Origin of the sequence: Bradyrhizobium sp. 149 (assembly GCF_023073915.1) — a bacterium.
In the GTDB taxonomy this organism is placed as follows: Bacteria; Pseudomonadota; Alphaproteobacteria; order Rhizobiales; family Xanthobacteraceae; genus Bradyrhizobium.
The window spans coordinates 563716-583041 of the sequence record NZ_JADPKK010000019.1 but is presented as its reverse complement, the minus strand read 5'-3'; the positions used below and the strand labels follow the sequence as shown (position 1 = coordinate 583041).

18 protein-coding genes are annotated in these 19326 nt (G+C 64.6%); 13 read left to right on the top strand and 5 right to left on the bottom strand.

What is annotated here, in order from left to right:
- The first annotated feature begins 6 nt into the window (after nt 1-6).
- The 6 genes from murJ to IVA88_RS14530 all read left to right on the top strand — a co-directional run bounded on the left by murJ (nt 7) and on the right by IVA88_RS14530 (nt 7614).
- Complete coding sequence (gene murJ / locus IVA88_RS14555; protein WP_247497916.1) at nt 7-1533, top strand: murein biosynthesis integral membrane protein MurJ; 1527 nt, start codon at nt 7-9, stop codon at nt 1531-1533.
- Nucleotides 1534-1694: 161 nt separating this feature from the next.
- Nucleotides 1695-2111, top strand: a complete 417-nt coding sequence (locus IVA88_RS14550) for an SRPBCC family protein (RefSeq protein WP_247497915.1) — start codon at nt 1695-1697, stop codon at nt 2109-2111.
- A 284-nt stretch (nt 2112-2395) separates the two neighbouring features.
- Nucleotides 2396-2788: a DUF1127 domain-containing protein gene (locus IVA88_RS14545; RefSeq protein ID WP_247497914.1), complete on the top strand. Its 393-nt coding sequence runs from the start codon at nt 2396-2398 to the stop codon at nt 2786-2788.
- Between the two features lie 285 nt (nt 2789-3073).
- Nucleotides 3074-5383, top strand: a complete 2310-nt coding sequence (locus IVA88_RS14540) for a xanthine dehydrogenase family protein molybdopterin-binding subunit (protein ID WP_247497913.1) — start codon at nt 3074-3076, stop codon at nt 5381-5383.
- A 199-nt stretch (nt 5384-5582) separates the two neighbouring features.
- Nucleotides 5583-6029: a cytochrome c gene (locus IVA88_RS14535; protein WP_247497912.1), complete on the top strand. Its 447-nt coding sequence runs from the start codon at nt 5583-5585 to the stop codon at nt 6027-6029.
- Nucleotides 6030-6318: 289 nt separating this feature from the next.
- Complete coding sequence (locus IVA88_RS14530) at nt 6319-7614, top strand: cystathionine gamma-synthase family protein (protein WP_247497911.1); 1296 nt, start codon at nt 6319-6321, stop codon at nt 7612-7614.
- Nucleotides 7615-7725: 111 nt separating this feature from the next.
- Here IVA88_RS14530 and IVA88_RS14525 read toward each other — a convergent pair whose 3' ends face one another.
- Nucleotides 7726-8142, bottom strand: a complete 417-nt coding sequence (locus IVA88_RS14525) for a CHRD domain-containing protein (RefSeq protein WP_247497910.1) — start codon at nt 8140-8142, stop codon at nt 7726-7728.
- 155 nt (nt 8143-8297) lie between these two features.
- On the opposite strand from IVA88_RS14525, the gene IVA88_RS14520 reads away from it, so the two are divergent.
- Nucleotides 8298-9227 carry a cytochrome c gene (locus tag IVA88_RS14520; protein WP_247497909.1) on the top strand — a complete coding sequence of 310 codons (930 nt, stop codon included), beginning with the start codon at nt 8298-8300 and terminating at the stop codon, nt 9225-9227.
- Between the two features lie 24 nt (nt 9228-9251).
- Here IVA88_RS14520 and IVA88_RS14515 read toward each other — a convergent pair whose 3' ends face one another.
- Entirely contained in the window at nt 9252-9497 is a 246-nt protein-coding gene (locus tag IVA88_RS14515) for an Lrp/AsnC family transcriptional regulator (RefSeq protein ID WP_247378005.1), read from the bottom strand.
- Between the two features lie 129 nt (nt 9498-9626).
- Here IVA88_RS14515 and thiD point away from each other — a divergent pair, with 129 nt between their 5' ends.
- From thiD to IVA88_RS14500, 3 genes are all read left to right on the top strand, one after another.
- A complete protein-coding gene (gene thiD / locus IVA88_RS14510; protein WP_247497908.1) occupies nt 9627-10427 on the top strand; it encodes a bifunctional hydroxymethylpyrimidine kinase/phosphomethylpyrimidine kinase in 801 nt (266 codons plus the stop codon).
- A 206-nt stretch (nt 10428-10633) separates the two neighbouring features.
- On the top strand, nt 10634-11446 hold the full coding sequence (locus IVA88_RS14505) for a UDP-2,3-diacylglucosamine diphosphatase (RefSeq protein ID WP_247497907.1): 813 nt from the start codon (nt 10634-10636) through the stop codon (nt 11444-11446).
- A 177-nt stretch (nt 11447-11623) separates the two neighbouring features.
- On the top strand, nt 11624-12607 hold the full coding sequence (locus IVA88_RS14500; RefSeq protein ID WP_247497906.1) for a threonine/serine dehydratase: 984 nt from the start codon (nt 11624-11626) through the stop codon (nt 12605-12607).
- Nucleotides 12608-12688: 81 nt separating this feature from the next.
- Here the strand turns inward: IVA88_RS14500 and IVA88_RS14495 are convergent, their stop codons facing one another.
- Nucleotides 12689-14509, bottom strand: a complete 1821-nt coding sequence (locus IVA88_RS14495) for a caspase family protein (RefSeq protein ID WP_247497905.1) — start codon at nt 14507-14509, stop codon at nt 12689-12691.
- A 163-nt stretch (nt 14510-14672) separates the two neighbouring features.
- Between IVA88_RS14495 and IVA88_RS14490 the strand changes: the two genes are divergently transcribed.
- The gene (locus IVA88_RS14490) at nt 14673-15116 is read left to right on the top strand and encodes an RbsD/FucU domain-containing protein (RefSeq protein WP_247497904.1); all 444 of its coding nucleotides are present in this window, start codon (nt 14673-14675) and stop codon (nt 15114-15116) included.
- A gap of 98 nt (nt 15117-15214) precedes the next feature.
- Complete coding sequence (locus tag IVA88_RS14485) at nt 15215-15574, top strand: hypothetical protein (RefSeq protein ID WP_247497903.1); 360 nt, start codon at nt 15215-15217, stop codon at nt 15572-15574.
- A 136-nt stretch (nt 15575-15710) separates the two neighbouring features.
- Here the strand turns inward: IVA88_RS14485 and IVA88_RS14480 are convergent, their stop codons facing one another.
- A complete protein-coding gene (locus IVA88_RS14480; RefSeq protein WP_247497902.1) occupies nt 15711-17084 on the bottom strand; it encodes a hypothetical protein in 1374 nt (457 codons plus the stop codon).
- 75 nt (nt 17085-17159) lie between these two features.
- On the opposite strand from IVA88_RS14480, the gene IVA88_RS14475 reads away from it, so the two are divergent.
- Nucleotides 17160-18356 carry a major facilitator superfamily domain-containing protein 6 gene (locus tag IVA88_RS14475; protein WP_247497901.1) on the top strand — a complete coding sequence of 399 codons (1197 nt, stop codon included), beginning with the start codon at nt 17160-17162 and terminating at the stop codon, nt 18354-18356.
- Here the strand turns inward: IVA88_RS14475 and dgcA are convergent.
- Complete coding sequence (gene dgcA, locus IVA88_RS14470) at nt 18326-19321, bottom strand: N-acetyl-D-Glu racemase DgcA (RefSeq protein ID WP_247497900.1); 996 nt, start codon at nt 19319-19321, stop codon at nt 18326-18328. The genes IVA88_RS14475 and dgcA overlap by 31 nt on opposite strands.
- Nucleotides 19322-19326 lie beyond the last annotated feature (5 nt).

Sequence of the window (19326 nt, the reverse complement as noted above, 5' to 3'; positions counted from 1 at the left end):
AGACGCATGCTCGGACGTATCTTCACGGTTGGTGGCTACACGCTGCTCTCGCGGCTGACGGGGTTTGCCCGCGACATCCTGCTCGCGGCGATCCTCGGCGCCGGCCCCGTGGCCGACGCCTTTTTCGTGGCGCTGCGGCTGCCCAACCATTTCCGTGCGATCTTCGCCGAGGGCGCCTTCAACGCCGCCTGGGTGCCGGCCTATGCGCACGTCCATGGCGAGCGCGGGGAGGGGGCGGCAAGATTGTTCGCCGACCGCATCTTCACGCTGCTGCTGGCCTCGCAGGTGCTGCTGCTGATCGTCGCCTGGCTGTTCATGCCGCAGGCCATGAGCATTTTGGCGCCCGGGTTTTCCGAGGACGCCGAACAGCGCAAGCTCGCGATCGAGCTGACCCGGATCACCTTTCCCTATCTGCTGCTGATCACGCTCGTGACGCTCTACGGCGGCATGCTCAACGTGATGCAGCGCTTCGCCAGCGCCGCGGCCGCGTCGATCTTCCTCAACATCTCGATGATGATGACGCTGGCGCTCGCCGCCTGGTTTCCCAGTGCGGGCCACGCCGCCGCCTGGGGCGTCCTCATCTCCGGCTTCCTCCAGTATTTTTTGCTCGCGGGTGATCTCGCTCTCCATGGCGGCCTGCCGCGCTTTGCCCCGCTCAAGCTTGACGAAGACATCCGCGGCTTCTTCAAAGCGCTCGGCCCGGCGACATTGGGCTCGATGGGCACGCAGGTCGCGCTGTTTGCCGACACCATCATCGCGACTTTCCTGCCCGCGGGTGCACTGTCGGCGCTCTATTATGCCGACCGCCTCAACCAGCTCCCGATCGGCGTGATCGGCATTGCCATCGGCACGGTGCTGCTGCCGGAGATGTCACGGCGGATCACGGCCAACGACCATGACGGCGCGCTGCAGGCGCAGCGCCGCGCCTTCGATTTCACGCTGCTGTTCTCGGTGCCGTTCGTCGCCGCCTTCCTCACCGTGCCCGACGCGATCATGCGTGCGTTGTTCGCCCGCGGGGCGTTCTCGAAAGCCGACGCTGCCGCCGCAGGCGCCACGCTCGCGGCCTATGCCATCGGTCTGATCCCCTTCGTGCTGATCCGCAGCGCGGTCGCGACCTTCTACGCGCGGAAGGACACCGCGACGCCGGTGCGGGCGTCGCTGACCGGCATCGCCGTCAACGTCGCGCTGAAGGTCGCCTTGATGGGATCGCTGGCCCAGATCGGCCTGGCGTTGGCAACCGCCGTGGGTGTCTGGACCAATCTGCTGCTGGTGCTTTTCTTCGCGGTGCGGCGAGGCTTTCTCGTGCTGGACCGCGCCTGGCTGTTTTCGCTCGCCAAATTCCTGCTGACCGGGATCATCCTGGCCGCCGCCTTCTGGCTCATCGCGCGCTTCAGCGGTCCTTCGCTGGGCTCGATGCACTTCCGGGACGAATTGACGCTGCTTCTGCTGGCCGTCGGGGGCGCGATCGTCTATGCGCTCGCCATCCTTGCACTGTTCGGCCGCCGCTGGCTGGTCTCGCTGGTGCGCGGCTAGCTTTTCATATTTTCAACGCATTGACGGCTCGAGCTTGTCGGCACGGGCCAGTCTCGATCGTCCTTGGATGGACACGTCTCGGAAGTGCGGTGGATGGACCCTGCACACGCGACGTGATGCCGTGACCTCGAGCCGGCAAAATCGAACCAGGAGCACTGTTTATGAGGATCACCGTCGAAACCAACGTAGCAGCCCCCATCGATCAGGTCTGGCGCGCTTACACGACGCCTGCTGACATCATGAAGTGGAACGCCGCGTCCGACGACTGGCATACGACCAAGGCGACCGTCGACCTGCGAGAAGGCGGTGTCTTCTCATCGCGCATGGAGGCCAAGGACGGCAGCATGGGCTTTGACTTCGCCGGTACCTACACGAAAATCATCGAGCACAAGCGGATCGAATATTCGTTCGGCGAGCGAAAAGCTGAAGTCGAGTTTGTGCCCGGCCCGAAGGGCATTCTCGTCCGCGTGGTCTTCGATGGCGAATCGACGCATTCGGTCGAGCAGCAGCAAGGCGGTTGGCAGGCCATCCTCGACAACTTCGCACGATACGTGGAAGCGAAGCAGAAGAAGTCGTGAAGGCACGTAGGGGGAAGGGAGCGCCTGAACGAGGGGCTCGCCTCCAGGATGCAACCGACGTTCACACATCTCTTGATTTTGCGCGATTGCTGTGGTACTAACAGCTCATGACTAAATCCGTGCGCAACATCAACTCGATGCACATGACCCGCTTCGGCTGGGCCGTGGAAGGAGTCGCGCGCTAGGAATTCGACGACGACATCTTTCCACCAGGGCCCCGCCGGCATCGGACGGGGCCTTTTGTTTGGCCACGCTCCCTGCCGGCACAACAGCAGGAGCATCCGATGCCACCCCAACTGACGAACGTCACATCCGAGACCGAGGTCGATGCCGCGGGACGCGGCCTCAACCTCTCCATCGTGTCGGCGAAGGACGCGATGGACGCGGCGTTGGCAGCGCGCCTCAAGGCGACCGCTGCAGCGCTGGACGACGCTTTGCCGGAAAGGAATGCCGCGGTAGCGACGCGAAGCGGCCGGGGCTTGCTCGGTCGGGCTTGGCGTGCGTTTCAGGAGCGGCGCCAGCGCCAGAGCTTACGAGCCAACTTGCAGGACCTGAGTGACAGGGAGTTGATGGATATCGGCCTCACGCGCGGCGAGATCGACTACATCACAGCTGAACGAGCTATCGATCGACTTAGAGATAGCACGATATATCTGTGGGGCCGTGGCTTGATGTAACTTGTAGAGGAGCTTGGCGGGCTGCCCCTTCGCGGCCGATCCTTCGAGACGCCCGCTTTTGGCGGGCTCCTCAGGATGAGGTCTCGTTTCGCGGCGCAATGGTGCGCCGCTTACGGCCCGTCTCGAACCACGCCTTCCAGAACGCCATATGCGATAGCCCCGCGCAATGACGGATCAGCGGCGCTTTCCGTACCGCCGATCAATGTGCCCGCCTAAACCCGTTTGCCTTGCCAGTTTTTCCACGGCAATATGCCGGCAAAACAACCATGAGAACGGGAAGAGAAAATGGCGGCTCCCATCAAATTCGGCGTTGGCCAAAGCGTGCTGCGCAAGGAGGATGACGCACTTATCCGTGGCAAGGGCCGCTATACCGACGATTACGCGCCGCAGGCCGCACTGCGCTGCCTGATGCTGCGCTCGCCGCATGCCCATGCCAAATACACCATCGATGCGAGCCGTGCCCGTACGCTGCCCGGCGTCGCGCTGATCTTGACCGCCGATGACGTTGGGGATCTCGGCAATCTGCCCTGCCTGTTCAATCTCGAGACCGATCCGTTCACCGGCCCGCCTTACCCGATCCTCGCCAAGGACGAGGTGCGCCATGTCGGCGATTCCATCGCCTTCGTCGTCGCCGAGACCGTCGACCACGCTCGCGACGCGATCGAGGCGATCGAGGTCAAATGGACCCCGCTGCCGGCGGTGACCGGCGTCGTCAACGCCATCAAGAAGGGCGCGCCGCAGGTCTGGCCGGACAAGGCCGGCAACGTCCTGTTCGATGTTTCGATTGGTGACAAGGCGGCGACCGAAGCGGCGTTTGCCAAAGCACATGCGGTCGCGGAAATCTCGATCGTCAATCCGCGCGTGGTCGCGAGCTTCCTGGAAACGCGTGCGGCGGTGTGCGAATACGACGCCAAGCGCGACCATCTGACGCTGACGGTCGGCAGCCAGGGCAGCCATCGGCTGCGCGATATCCTCTGCCAGAACGTGCTCAACATGCCGACCGACAAGATGCGGGTGATCTGCCCCGACGTCGGCGGCGGCTTCGGCACGAAGCTGTTTCCCTATCGGGAATACGCCCTCCTGGCAGTCGCCGCGCGAAAGCTGAAGAAGGCGGTGAAATGGGCGGCCGATCGCAGCGAGCATTTCATGGGCGACGCGCAGGGCCGCGACAACGTCACCACCGCGAAGATGGCGCTGGCCGAGGACGGCAAGTTCCTCGCGATGGATTGCGACTTGATGGGCGACATGGGCGCGTATCTGTCGACCTTCGGGCCCTACATCCCGCACGGCGGCGCCGGCATGCTGCCGGGCCTCTACGACATCCAGGCGTTCCACTGCCGGGTTCGCACCATCTTCACCAACAGCGTGCCGGTCGATGCCTATCGTGGCGCGGGGCGGCCCGAGGCAGCCTACGTCATCGAACGTCTCGTCGACGCCTGCGCCCGAAAACTCGACATGACGCCGGACGCCATCCGCCGCAAGAATTTCATTCAGCCGAAGGCGCTGCCCTACAAGACGGCGACCGGCAAGGTCTACGATTCCGGCGACTTCGCAGCGCATCTCAAGCGCGCGATGGAGATCGCCGACTGGAAGGAATTTGGCAAGCGCGCCAAGGCGGCCAAGAAGAACGGCCTGATCCGCGGCATCGGGCTTGCGAGCTATGTCGAGGTCTGCGGCACCATGGGCGAGGAGACCGCCAATGTGCGGATGGATCCCGATGGCGATATCACTGTCCTGATCGGCACCCAGTCGAGCGGGCAGGGTCACCAGACCGCCTACGCGCAGATCGTCGCCGAGCAGTTCGGCGTTGCGCCCGAGCGCGTGCACGTCCACCAGGGCGACACGGACATGATCGCCACGGGCCTCGGCACCGGCGGCTCGGCGTCGATCCCGTCAGGCGGCGTCAGCGTCGAGCGTGCGACCCGCGAGCTCGGCGCGCGACTCAAGGAGATTGCGGCCCAGGCGCTGGAAGCCAGCGCCGGCGACCTCGAGATTTCGGAAGGCGCGGTGCGCATCGCCGGCACCGACCGTTCGATCTCGTTCGCCGGTCTCGCCAAGCGCGCGGGCGCCGATCCCTCGAAGCTGAACGCGAGTGCGACCTTCGCCAGCGCCGACGGCACCTATCCGAACGGCACCCATCTCGCAGAGGTCGAGATCGATCCGGCGACCGGCATCATCAAAATCGTCAATTACGTGATCGTCGACGATTTCGGCAAGACGCTCAATCCGCTGCTCTTGGCAGGCCAGGTGCATGGCGGCGCCATGCAGGGCATCGGCCAGGCCCTGATGGAGCAGGTGGTCTATGGCGCGGGCGACGGCCAGCTCATCACTGCGACCTTCATGGACTACGCGCTGCCGCGCGCGGCGGACGGACCGGCCTTCGTGTTCGAGACTGCCAACGTGCCCTGCACGACCAATCCGCTGGGGGTTAAGGGGGCGGGCGAGGCCGGCGCGATCGGCTCCTGTCCGGCCGTCGTCAATGCCATCGTCGACGGGCTCTGGCGCGAGTACAAGATCGACCACATCGACATGCCGGCGACCCCGGAGCGGGTGTGGATCGCCATCAACGAGCACCACCGCCGTCACAGCCTGTGATTTCGCATGATCCGCAAACGTGTGGAGCGGTTTTCCGACGGGATCATGCGCGACTAATAAGGGTGCGACGATTTATCGTCGCGCCTTCCGCGGAATGAAATCTGCCGAGTGGTGTTGGCCCCATTGAGGGGTCGGCACGATCTGCATCAAGGCGATCCTGCATCAAGGCGATCTTGCATCAACGAAAGGGATTCTGCGAATGAAGCGAGTGTTGGTTGTTGGGGGCGCGCTGCTGCTCGGTATGGGCGCGGTTTGGGCACAAGAGGACTCCGTCAAGGAGGTCCAGACCCTCATGAAGGGCAACGGCAAGAACGCCGGCGCGGTGGCGGCGATGGTCAAGGGCGAAAAGCCCTATGACCAGGCCACCGTGGACAGCGCGCTGGCGCAGTTCGAGGACACCGCCAAGAAGCTGCCGAACCTGTTTCCGGCGAGCGCAAAGGGCATGAAGCCCGAGGGCGACTACAGCGCCTCGCCGAAGGTCTGGGAGGACAAGGCCGGGTTCGATGCCAAGGTCGCGAGCTTCGCCAAGGTCGTCGCCGAGGCCAAGGGCAAGATCAAGGATCTCGACTCGCTCAAGGCGAATTTTCCCGCGGTCGGCAAGGAATGCGGCGGCTGCCATGAGACCTTCCGCGTGAAGAACGGCTGACGCGCACAAGAAGCGGGTGGCCCGGATGGATGCGCAGTGAAACCCGCGCTACCAAAGCCAAGAAAGGGCGGCTGCGAGAGCAGCCGTTTTTTTATGTCGGCGCGCAGCGCAGCGGAGAAATTCTGTTCGCAAGGCCTGACGGATCGCTGCCAGAACAATTATCTTTGCTCCAGCCGCCGCGCCATTGGTGTGAGCTTTTGACGCTGACGCATCTCGCTCCTGACGGCTTCATGACATCAGGAGTTCCAACCCGCGGCGAGCTCCTCAATCAGGAACAGCGAGACAGGCCATGGCAAAACCCTTCCCGTCGAAGACGCACATCGGCAACCATATGCTGCATCCCGAAACGCTGATGCTGACCTATGGCTATGATCCGCAATTGTCGGAAGGCGCCGTCAAGCCGCCGGTGTTCCTGACGTCCACCTTCGTTTTCAAGACGGCCGAGGATGGACAGGACTTCTTTGATTTCGTCTCCGGACGGCGCGAGCCGCCGGAAGGGATGGGCGCGGGCCTAGTCTATTCACGCTTCAATCATCCCAACAGCGAAATCGTCGAGGACAGGCTGGCAATCTACGAGCGCACCGAGAGCTGTGCGTTGTTCTCATCCGGCATGGCGGCGATCGCAACCACGATCCTGGCTTTCGTCCGCCCCGGCGATGTCATTCTGCACTCCCAGCCGCTCTATGGCGGGACGGAAACCCTGCTGACAAATACGCTTGCGCGTCTGTCGATTGGCGCCGTCGGCTTCGCCGATGGCGTTGACGAGGCCGCGGTCAACCAGGCCGCGGAAGAGGCCATGGGCAAGGGCCGGGTCTCGATGATTCTGATCGAAACTCCGGCCAACCCGACCAATGGGCTGGTCGATGTCGCGATGATGCGCCGTGTCGCCGAGACAATCGGAAAGACGCAAGGACACGTTCCGATCATCGCCTGCGACAATACGCTGCTCGGACCGGTGTTTCAGCGGCCGATCGAGCACGGCGCGGATATTTCTCTGTACTCGCTCACGAAATATGTCGGCGGTCATTCAGATCTGATCGCGGGCGCCGCGCTCGGCTCGAAAGCCGTCGTGAAAGGCATCAAGGCGCTGCGGGGCGCCATCGGCACCCAGCTCGATCCGCATTCCTGCTGGATGATCAACCGGTCGCTCGAGACGTTGAGCCTGCGCATGGAAAAGGCCGATGCGAATGCGCGGCTCGTGGCGGATTATCTGCGCGATCATTCCAGGGTGGCCAAGGTGCACTATCTCGGTCATCTTGAGGCGGCTTCGCCGGTCGGACTTGTGTTCGCGCGGCAATGCTCAGGTGCAGGATCCACCTTCTCGTTCGACATCGTCGGCGGCAAGGCCGCGGCCATGAAGTTCCTCAACGCGCTGCAAATCCTCAAGCTGGCCGTGAGCCTTGGTGGAACGGAGTCGCTTGCGAGCCTGCCTGCCACCATGACTCATTCCGGCGTTCCCGCCGACATCCGCCGCAAGATCGGCGTGCTGGATTCCACGATAAGGCTGTCGATCGGCATCGAACACCCGTCGGACCTGATCGCCGATCTAGCGCAAGCGCTGAACGCGGCCGAACCCGAAATGTGACGCATGCGCCAAGATCGCGCCTTGTGCGTGGCTTCGGATTCCCAACCCAAGAATCGAAAAGGCCGGACGCTCCCTCCAGCGTCCGGCCTTCGCCGACGAAGCGGCCTTGACTTACTTCGTCACCTGACCGCGGATCTCGCCGCCCGGATTGGCCGCGGTGTGGATGTTGACATAGAGCTTCCCGCCGAGCAGATCGGCGGCCTGCGCGTCGGTCAATGTCGCCGAGCCCTCGGCCGGGCTGGTGGCTGCGCCGGGAATCGGGATCGCGACGCCCGCGTTCTTGCCGGGCTCGGCAGGCCCGTGGAAATGCGCGGCGGTGGCGGGGCCGGACAGGCCGGAATAGGTGACCTTCCAGGACAGCTTCTTGCTGGCGGCGTCGTAGTCCAGATCGGCCGTTCCGGTGCCGCTGCTGGTGGTTGCCGGTACCTCGGACTTGGCGTCGAGCGTTGCTTTCAGCTTTTCCGCACTGGCCGAACCCGCAAAAGCGACGGCGCCGAGCACTGACATGGCGATGACGGTCTTGTTCATGACTCTTCTCCCTGCTGAACCCGTTTGGGCTGCCAAACTTCCAACAGCCGGCATTTCAGTTTATTCCCGTTTCAGGCCGCGGCGGGCTAAATTCTTCGTGGCTGGAGCGGCGAAGACATCGGTCATAAGGTTCGCCGCGACGACGAAAGGACCGCATGTTGCGACGAACAATCTCCGTGGCGCTGCTCGCCGCACTCGCCGCAGCCGGCGTCTATTGGTGGCTCAGCGCGCCGGTGGTGGCGGCCGCCGGCGCCGCGCCTGCCCGCGTGCCTGATCTTGCCAATGGCGAGGTGATGTTCAACGCCGGCGGCTGCGCCTCCTGCCATGCCGTCCCCGACCAGCCCGATCGTCTCAGGCTCGGCGGCGGCGTCGCGATCAAGTCGCCGTTCGGAACGTTCTACGCGCCGAACATCTCCTCCGATCCGACCGACGGCATCGGCAAATGGAGCGACGCCGAATTCGTCAATGCGGTGATGCACGGGGTCTCGCCGGACGGCCGGCATTATTTTCCGGCCTTTCCCTATACGTCTTATCAGCGCGCCAGGCGCGAGGACGTGCTCGATCTCTTCGCCTATCTGAAAACGCTGCCGGCCGTTGCAGGCAAGGTGCGCGACCACGACGTGCGCTTTCCGTTCAATATAAGGCGCAACGTCGGTATCTGGAAATTCCTGTTCATGGACGGCAAGCCGTTCGTTGCTGACGGCACGAAGTCGCCGCAGTGGAATCGCGGCGCCTATCTCGTCAACAGCTTTGGCCATTGCGCGGAATGCCACAGCCCGCGCAATGCGCTTGGCGGCATCATCGCCGGACAACGCTTCGCGGGAGGCCCCAATCCGGAAGGCGAGGGATGGGTGCCCAACATCACCCAGAAGGGCCTCGGCGAGTGGAGCGCGAAGGATATTGCCTATTTCCTGAAGACCGGCGAGTTGCCCGACGGCGACAGCGTCGGTGGCGCGATGACGCGGGTGATCAAGAACACCTCGCAATTGCCGGACGACGATCTCGCGGCGATGGCGGACTATCTCAAATCGCTGCCGCCGGTGGACGGTCCGCCGCGCCCCAAGCGCAAGGAGGGCGGCGCCTGATCAGGCCCGCCCTTTTCCGGACGGTTAACTTGCGCCAAACGCCTTGAAGGTGATGATGGTGAGGGTGTCCTGGATGCCCGGCAGCACCTGCACCTTCTCATTGACGAAGTGGCCGATGTCGGTGTCCTTGTCGACGTAGAACTTCACCAGAAGGTCGTATTGTCCGGCCGTGGAGTAGATCTCGGAGGCGATCTCGGCTTCGGCGAGCGCATTGGCGACCACATAGGATTGGCCGAGCTTGCATTTGATCTGGACGAAAAAAGGAACCATCGCGGTCACTCCGAAAGCATATCTGAAGGCCACTAGGCCAAAACCAGCCGGATTTGGCAAGCGAACTTGCGGGTCGCCGGAGTGCGCGCTAGGACGGGCCATGGTCCCCAGGAAGCGGAAAATCGCCCCATGACGACCCCCGTGGCGCTCACGATCGCCGGCTCCGATTCGAGCGGCGGCGCCGGCATCCAGGCCGACCTGAAGACCTTTGCCGCGCTCGGCGTCTTTGGCGCTTCCGCCATCACGGCGCTGACGGCGCAAAACACGCGCGGCGTCACCGGCATTCACGCCGTGCCCGCGGAATTCGTCACCGCACAGATCGACGCGGTATTTTCCGATCTCGGGGTCGGCGCGGTCAAGATCGGCATGGTGGCGCAAGCCGCCAGCATCGATGCGATCGCCGCCGCATTGTCGCGCTGGAAGCCCCAACACATCGTGCTCGATCCCGTGATGGTGGCGACATCGGGTGATCGCCTGCTCGCGTCCGAAGCCATCGACGCCTTGCGCACAAGGCTGATGCCGCTGGCGTCGATGATTACGCCCAACCTGCCGGAAGCTGCGGCGCTGCTTGACGAGCCCGTCGCGGCGAGCGAGGCCGAGATCGAGAGCCAGGGGCGCCGGCTGCTGGCGCTGGGCTGCCGTGCGGTCCTGATCAAAGGTGGCCACGGCGAGGGCGCCGAGAGCATCGACTATCTCGTCGACGCCAACACCACGATCGCGCTCGCCGCGCCTCGCGTTGCCACAAGCAACACGCATGGCACCGGCTGCTCGCTGTCCTCGGCGGTCGCTGCGGGGCTGGCCAGGGGCGAGGATCTCGAGCGCGCCGTGCGCAACGCCAAGGTCTGGATCAGCGCGGCGATCGCGGCCGCCGATCGCTTCAGCGTCGGGCACGGCCACGGTCCGATCCATCATTTCCACAAATTTTACTGATTACGGTCGCGAGCGCGCGGCCGTGAACCCATCCAACCATGCAGGTCCGGTTCTTGCGGCGGCCGCTGCGGCGTCATGTCGCCTGATTGTCGCATGCGACTGATATTCGCAGGGGCGGGCGAGGCAAGGCGTGATTCGTATCCGAAGGTGCCTCAAAGGTTCGATTGGTCATCCCCCTGTCACGGGACATTGTTACAGGCTGGCGCATGGGAAGTTACGATGTGAGTGACGAGAGCCCGGAGCGGCGCTTTCGCACGTTGTTCATCTCCGACGTTCATCTCGGAGCCCGCGGTTCTCAAGCCGACCTTCTGCTCGATTTCCTGCGTTTCCATGATGCCGACACGATCTATCTCGTCGGCGACATCGTCGACGGCTGGGCGCTGAAATCGAGCTGGCATTGGCCGCAATCGCATAACGACCTGGTCCAGAAGCTTTTGCGCAAGGCGCGCAAGGGCGCCAAGGTCATCTACATCCCCGGCAATCACGACGAGTTCCTGCGCAACTATTACGGCACCCATTTCGGCGGCATCGACGTCGTCGAGAACACCGTCCACACCGGCGTGGACGGCAAGCGCTATCTCGTCATCCACGGCGACATCTTCGACCTCGTGGTGCAGAACGCACGCTGGCTCGCCCATCTCGGCGATAAGGCCTACGACTTCGCGATCCAGCTCAATCGCTTCGTCAACTTCTTCCGGCGCATGTTCAAAGTGCCCTATTGGTCGCTGTCGCAATGGGCCAAGCAGAAGGTCAAGAACGCCGTCAACTATATCGGCGCGTTCGAGCAGGCGCTCGCCGCCGAGGCGCGGCGCCACGACGCCGACGGCGTGATCTGCGGCCACATCCACTACGCCGTGATCCGTGACGAGCGCGGCATCCGCTACATGAATTGTGGCGACTGGGTCGAGAGCTGCACGGCGCTGGTCGAGCACGACGATGGCCATTTCGAAATCATCACCTGGGCGGACCAGGTGCAGAAGCCGGCGGAAGTCCCGCAGGTGGCAGCCAAAGCTGCATAACAAGGGCGGCCTGATGCGCATCCTGGTCGCGACCGACGCCTGGCACCCGCATAAGGGTGGTCGGTGCGGTGCTGCCGGCCGGAACGGGGCGGAACAGCCACGATTCGTCGCCAGAGGGGCAAAATCCTCGCGCGGAGATGTCTTGCCCGCGCCTCGATAGCCGCGATAAGGTCGGACATGACCGAACAGCTCCTTCCGATCGGCCCTGCCGATATCGATGCCGCAGCACGCGTGATCGCGCCCTTCGCCGTCCGCACTCCTCTGCTGTGCTTTCCGGTGCTCGACGAGCGCGTCGGTGCAAAGATCTTTTTGAAGCCGGAGATGCTCCAGCGCACCGGCTCATTCAAGTTCCGCGGTGCCTTTAACAAGGTCGCCTCGATCCCGCAGGACAAGCGCGCCGGCGGTGTCGTGGCGTTCTCCTCCGGCAACCATGCCCAAGGCGTGGCGGCGGCGGCAAAAATCCTCGACATGCAGGCAACCATCGTGATGCCGGCGGATGCGCCGTTGTCCAAACGCGAGCGCACCAAATCCTATGGCGCCGAGGTCGTGCTGTACGACCGCGATCGCGACGACCGCGAGGCGATCTCGCGCGGCATCGCCGAGAAGCGCGGCGCGACACTGGTCAGGCCCTATGACGATCCCTTCGTGATCGCCGGCCAAGGCACCGCAGGCCGCGAGATCGCGGAAGACATGGCAGCGCTCGGTCTCGCCCCTGACATCGTGGTGGCGCCGGCCTCCGGCGGCGGTCTGATCGCGGGCGTCGCGACGGCCGTGAAAGCGCGCTATCCGCTGGCCCAGATCGTCGTGGCCGAACCGGAGGCGTTCGACGACCACGGCCTGTCGCTGACCGTAGGGCATCGCGAGCCGCACGGGCCGGCAGGCCGCACCATCTGCGACGCGCTGATGGCCCTGATCCCCGGCGAGATGACGTTTGCGATCAACAGCAAGCTGCTCGCGCGGGGCGTCACCGCGTCGGACACGGAAGTCGGCGCGGCCGTCGCGTTTGCCTATCGCGAGCTGAAGCTCGTGGTCGAGCCGGGCGGCGCGGTGGGTCTGGCCGCGCTGCTGGCGGGGCGTCTCGATGTTGCCGGCAAGAACGTCGTCATCGTGCTCTCCGGCGGCAATGTCGATGCGGATCTGTTCGCGGAGCTGGTGGCCTGATTTTTCGGCCTGATCTTCCGACATGAAGAAGGGGCAGAGCGTCACCGCTCTGCCCCTTTCTCGTGTGCGCTCCGTGCGCCATCAGTGCATGAAGCCGCGATGGTTGTTGCCGCCGCCCATGTTCGACGACTGGTTCATCGACTGGCGGAAGTTGTTGCCGCCGACATTGCTGATCCGATTGGTCGTGTTGAACTGCGGACGGTTGTTCTGCTGGTCATTCTGGACCTGCACCTTGTTCACCGGGTTGTTGTTGATCTTGACGCCGTTGTTGATGCGGATCGGGTTGTTCTGGGTCTGAACAGGCTTGACCTCGACAGTCGTACCGCCCTTGCCGACATTGACCGGCATGCTGACGATCTTGCCAGGATTGCCGTTGATTGCGCCAGTGGCAGTGCCGACATTGCTGCCGCCATTCTGCGTCTTGTTGGTCGCGGGCAGCGTCACGATCTTGCCGATGCCGCCATTGCTGTTGGTGGTGTTGGTCAGCGCAGGCAGGGTAACGATCTTACTCGGGGTCTGCGATGGCGTGCCGTTCTGCTGGTTGGCCTGGTTGTTGGCCGCCGGCAGGTTGATGATCTGGCCGCCATTGCCGAGCTTGCCGATGCCGTTGTTGTCGCCCGACTTCTGCACGATCGGCAGATTGCCGTTCATCTGTGATCCGCCATTACCCTGCTGCAGCGGCATGTATTTGGGCTGGCCGAGATTGCCGATCTTGAAGGTCGGGGCGATGTTCTGCGGCGCCAGGAACTTGGTCGCCTGCATCAAGGGAATCTGCTTCGGCTGCATCTGGAGCTTAAGCGCGACCTGCGCATAGGGCGTGTTGCCGTAGCTGTCGTAGAAGCTCTTGTAGGCGACCGGCGAGTTCGCGAGCACCGTCTTGTGCCAGGCCTGCGTGAGCAGCAGGTTGTTGAGCAGCCAGCGGACGTGATCGCACAGCGGGTCATGCGGGTACATCGTGATGAACTCCTGATAGTACTCCGGCCGCGCTTCGGACACGACGTAGTCATAGGCCTGGCGTGTGGAGCGGCTCGGCAGGTTGGAGGCCATCTGCACCACAGGCGCATTCACCGGTGCGCGGTTGGCGGCAACAGCGGTGTCGCCGAAGAAGGTGAAGTCGGACGTCAGCGACGAGCTCTCCCACGGGATCTGCGCGCCGCTGGTGGTCTGGTTCACTTCGAGGCGCACGCGCTTGAACAGCTGCTCGATCGGGACGTTGGGCTCGCGCGCGACGTTCAGGAAGGCCTGCGTGTAGGGGCTGTGGCCGCCGGTGCCGTCCTGGGCTTCGGCGCCCGGCGCGGTCGAGTAGCCGACGATCGAGCCGTTCGGCGCATCAACGATGGCCAAGCCGCGGCCAGCGTCGTTGACGTTCGGGAACGGGTTGTTGCGGCAGGCGTCGAGGATGACGATGCGCATGCGGCTCGGGATCGTCTCCAGCGTCGACATCACGTCGACCAGGCGGACGGAGTTGTTGACGAGCTCGGTCTGGCTCGAGACCTTGGCGTCGACGGGAACGAGGTAGTTCTCGCCGGCGAGCTGCACGCCGTGACCGGCGTAATAGACCATCGCCACCGTGTTCGGACCGCGCGCCGACACTTTGGCGGAGAAGTCCTGCACCACGCGGAGCATGTCGTTCTGGGTGAGGTCGGTTGCGGCGACCACTTCGAACCCGGCCGAATTCAGGAACTTCGCCATCGACTCCGCGTCATTGTCGGGGTTGGCGAGCTGCGGCGCGTTCTGGTAGTTCGAATTGCCGATCACCAGCGCCACGCGCTGTTCCGGGCCTTGCAGCGCGGTGGGGGCCGGCTCGACCGGGGCGACTTGCGCGGAAACGGGGCCGCAGGCGAAGCCGAACAGGCTTCCCAGCAGGCTGGCCGTCATCAGGAAAGGTTTTAGGCGGAACATGGCGTGCTCCTTTGGCACTGATCTCGATACGAGATTGGTTGCCGCGGAGCTTGGCCGCGTTCGAGTTTGAGGTCCGTGATCCCCATCACCATGGTAGGCTGCGTGATCTGAATCACGCTTGGAACCCTCAAGGTGGGCGTTCGATGGGAGGACAGTCCGTCACATGCTGAAATCGATCGATCCGATCCTCACACCCGACCTGCTCTGGCTGCTGGCTTCGATGGGCCATGGCGACGACCTCGTTTTCGTCGATGCCAACCACCCCGCGAGCCGCATCGCGCAGAGCACGAATTCGCAGCGTCTGATCCAGTTGCCGGGCCTGCGCATGGAGACCGCAATCCGCGCCATCATGTCGGTCTATCCGCTCGACGATTTCGATGCCGATCCGGTGCGCGTGATGACGCCGGTCGACGATCCCGACCGCATTCCCGACGTGCAGCGCGCGGTGCTCGCGGAGATCGAACGCGCCGCCGGCCACCCTGTGACGCCCGGAAAACTCTCCCGGCCGGATTTTTACCGCGCGGCTGCGGCGGGCTTTGGCGTGGTGCAGGTCGGGGACAGCAGGGGTTACGGCTGCTTCCTGATCAGGAAGGGTGTGATCAGCTAGGCGAAGTTTCGGGCCATTCGATGGGTGCGCGATCGTGCTAATAGCTTTGCACTCGAATTTGAATGGCGTTCCCGGACTCGACTGTCTATCGTCGATCCATGTCGCGCCTTCTGTGTCTATCTGTTGCTATCGTCCTGTCGCTGCTGCCGGCTGTCGCGCCGGCTGCGTCAATCCAAAAGCGTCCCAAGCAAGCCTGGCATGGCTACGGCTTTCTGCCGGGCTATCGGCAGCCGCTGAGCAACAGCATTCCGCTCTACAAGCAGAAGGAAGCGATGCGGCGGATGTCCCCTAGCGACCGGCGCCATTGGTACATCGATCCGGTCCCGCAATATTACGGCTGGGATGGTGAGTGGCGCTATTTCGGCCGGCCCGGCTTCGGCGGCGGCCGTTACAATGGCGGCAGTTTTGGGCCGTGCTGGACGCGGACGCCGATCGGCGCAGTCTGGAATTGCGGGTGATCTGGCTCAGCGCGGGGCCGCTGGTCTAGTCCGTCATTGCGAGCGCAGCGAAGCAATCCAGAGTCTTTCCGCGGCGGCAGTCTGGATTGCTTCGCTGCGCTCGCAATGACGATGCGGTGAAAGCGCGCGCCCCCCTCTACGAGAAGAACGCGATCTTCTCGGCCTGGGTCATGCGGCGGATTGGCGCCATCGGATCGTTGGCGGCGGCGCGGGGCTTTTGCAGGATGCCGCTAGCGAGGATGGTGGCGCCGAGCGACGGCTCGGGGACGGGCGAGGGCATCGGCAGCGTGATCGGCTCCGCGCTGAACGTCGCGTTGGCGGCCATGACCGGCGCCGGCTGCTCCATCACTTCGGCGGCGGCTTCCGCAATGGCGTTGGTGAGGCGCGCAAGCGATTCCATCGCGATCGGCGCCTCCTCTACGGGCTCCTCCACGACGGGTGCGGCGCCCGGCTCCGGCGCGATCGGCATCTCGGCTGCAACGGGCGCTGCGGCCTCCGCAACCACCGGCTCCGGAACGGTCGCTTCCATCTCGACCGGCTCGATGATCTCGTCGAACTCCGGATCGGGCGCCGCCATCTCGAGCGCGATGGCCTCGAGGATGGCTTCGTCCTCGGCTTCCGCGGCGGCATCAAGCGAAAATTCGTCCGGCACCTCGGCGAAGGCGGCGGGCTCAACGACCGGCTCTTCAAAAACGACGGTTTCAGGCGCGATCTGGCTCTCGGCGACGATCTCCGGCTCTGAGGCGGCATCCATTGCCCGCTCGGCAACGGAGAAGGCCCCGGCGACGCCGGCTGCCGCTATGGCTGCTTCGGGCTCGATCGCCTCTGCGATGTCCTGCGGCGCCTCCGTAAAAGCGACGACGGCTTCGCTGGCCATCGCCGCAGGCGCGGCCTCCGCCGGCGGAGCTTCCGCCACGGACGCAGGTGCGTCCTGCACCGGAGCGGGCGAGGGGCGCGCAGCCTGCGGCGTTGCGTCGCCGTCGGTCTGGTCAATCCGGTCCTTGAGCAGATCGAATGCGGCCTTGAGGTCGGCGCGGGGGTCGATGGCCGCAACTTGCGCGCAGGCCGCCTCGATGGATTCGAGCTGCGAATCAATCAGGTCGCAGATTCGCCCGTCGGCGCCGATCTCGCGCCAGCGCCAGGAGATCTCCTTGATGATGCGAAGGCCGCGCGGGATCGGCGCGAGGCTCGCCTCGATCGCTGCGGGATCGAAGGCCGCGATCGCGATCGTCTCGGCTTCGCGGATCGCGTGCCGGATTGCGACCAGCGCCTCGGGGAGGCGGTCCTCGACGAGGGGCTGGCGCTGTGCCGCAAGGGTTTCTTCGATTTTCGCGACCGCGTCGAGCACCATGCGGGTGTCCGCATTGCGGTTGCGCTTGGCGTATTCACCGAGGAACCAGCGGCCGCGCGCGGTCTCCAGGAAGGCTTCGCGGATCGCGTCGTAATCCTGCTCGTTCGGCTCGGCCGCGCGGGCAGACATAGGCGAGAGGGCGAATGCTTCGTTGGCCATGTCAATCTCGTCGCGCAAATCAGTGCGCGTTACAGTAACGATCACCACGATATCGACCGAATCGCAATTGGTTTGATGGCACCCGAATCACTAATCCCCATTGCGGCATCTCGGAAGCGGCGATTCGCCGTGAGCCTCGCCCTGTTCTACTCGGCCGTGTTCGCGGTGTCGGGTACGCATCTGCCGTTCTTTCCGGTCTGGCTGAAGGCGATCGGCATCGACGCGGCCTGGATCGGCCTCATCAACGCGCTGCCGGCGATCACGCGCTTCACCACGCTGCCGCAGATCACCGCCTTTGCCGAAAAGCGACATGCCATTCGCGCCGGCATGATGGTGTCGGTGCTGGCGACGGCGATCGGGTTCACGGCGGTCGGTCTGCAGCAGCAGCCGCTGGCGCTGTTCCTGATCTATGCGCTGACCTGCATGATGTGGACGCCGACCATGCCGCTGACCGATGCCTACGCGCTGCGCGGCGTCGCCCGCTACGGGCTCGACTACGGGCCGGTGCGGCTGTGGGGCTCGGCAGCGTTCGCCGCCGGCTCGCTCGCCTGCGGCTATCTCGTAGACCACATCGCGGCGCGCGATCTGATCTGGGTCATCGTCGCCTGGGCCGTTGTTGCGGTCGCCGCCAGCGTGCTGCTCCAGCCACTGGATGATGTCAGGCGAAGGACCACAGAGGCGCGCGCCAGCAAAGCGCTGCTGCGCGATGCCGGCTTCTGGGCCATCATCGTTTCTGCCGCGCTGATCCAGGGCAGTCACGTCGCGTATTATACATTTTCGGCTATTAACTGGCAGGCCCACGGCCTCGGCGGGCTGACGATCGCGGGCCTCTGGACGTTAGGCGTGATCGCCGAGATCATCGTGTTTGCGCTGTCGCCGCGCTTCTCGCTGCACCCGTCCTCACTGATGGCGATCGGGGGCGCGAGCGCAGTCGTGCGCTGGGTCGTCACCGCGCACGATCCGCCGCTCGCGCTGCTCGCGGTCGTGCAGCTCGGCCACGGCCTGACCTTCGGGATGACCATCCTCGGCACGATGAGTCTGATGGTGCAGCGCGTGCCGTCGCATCAGATCGCGCGGGGGCAGGGCTACTATGCCGCATGCAACGGATTGCTGGGTGCGACCACCTCGATCGCGTCAGGCGCGATCTACGCCCGCATCGGCGATGGCCTCTATTACGTGATGGCGGCGATGGCCGCTGTCGGCGCGCTCCTGATCTGGTCGGCGCGGCACCGGCTGAAAACTCACCCCCACAGCGAAGAGTCCGGCGGATAAATCAGGCTGTCGTCGTAACGCAGGCCGTACTCACGGTCATGCTCCAGCAGCAGCGGACCGTCGAGATCGACGAAGCGCGCCTGCGGCGTCACCAGCATCGCAGGCGCCATCGACAGCGAGGTTGCGACCATGCAGCCGATCATGATCTCGAAGCCGAGCGCCTGCGCGGCATCGGCCATCGCCAGCGCCTCGGTGAGGCCGCCGGTCTTGTCGAGCTTGATGTTCACGGCGTCGTAGCGTTCACGCAAGGGTGCGAGCGAGTTGCGGTCGTGCACGCTCTCGTCGGCACAGACCGCGAGCGGGCGCTTGATCCGCGCCAACGCGTCGTCCCTGCCGGCCGGCAGCGGCTGCTCGACCAGGGTGACGCCGGCGGCGTCGCAGGCCGCGAGATTGTGCTCCAGATTGGCCTCGGTCCAGGCCTCGTTGGCATCCACGATCAGCTCGGATTCGGGGGCGGCGCTGCGCACCGCGGCGATCCGCTCACCATCGCCGTCGCCGCCGAGCTTGATCTTGAGCAGCGGCCGGTGCGCCGCCTTGGCGGTGGCAGCCGCCATGGCCTCGGGCGTGCCCAGCGAGATCGTGTAGGCCGTGGTGCGCTCGCCCGGCGCAGGGCGGTCGAGCAGGCTCCAGGCGCGCAAACCCGCGGCCTTGGCTTCCAGATCGATCAGGGCGCAATCCAGGGCATTGCGGGCCGCGCCAGGCGGCATGGCGGCTTGCAAGGCCTGCCGGGTGAGCCCGCGGGCCACAGCCTCCTGCATGGCCTGGACGGCGGCAAGGGTCGCCTTGGGCGTCTCGCCATAGCGGGGATAGGGCACGCATTCGCCGCGGCCCGTCAGGCCGTCCCGGCTGACCTCGGCCACGACGGTCACGGCCTCGGTCTTGGCGCCCCGGCTGATGGTGAAGTTGCCGGCGATGGGAAAGCGCTCGATTCGTGCCGCGAGGGCCGGAACTTTGCTGGAAGTCATTTTGA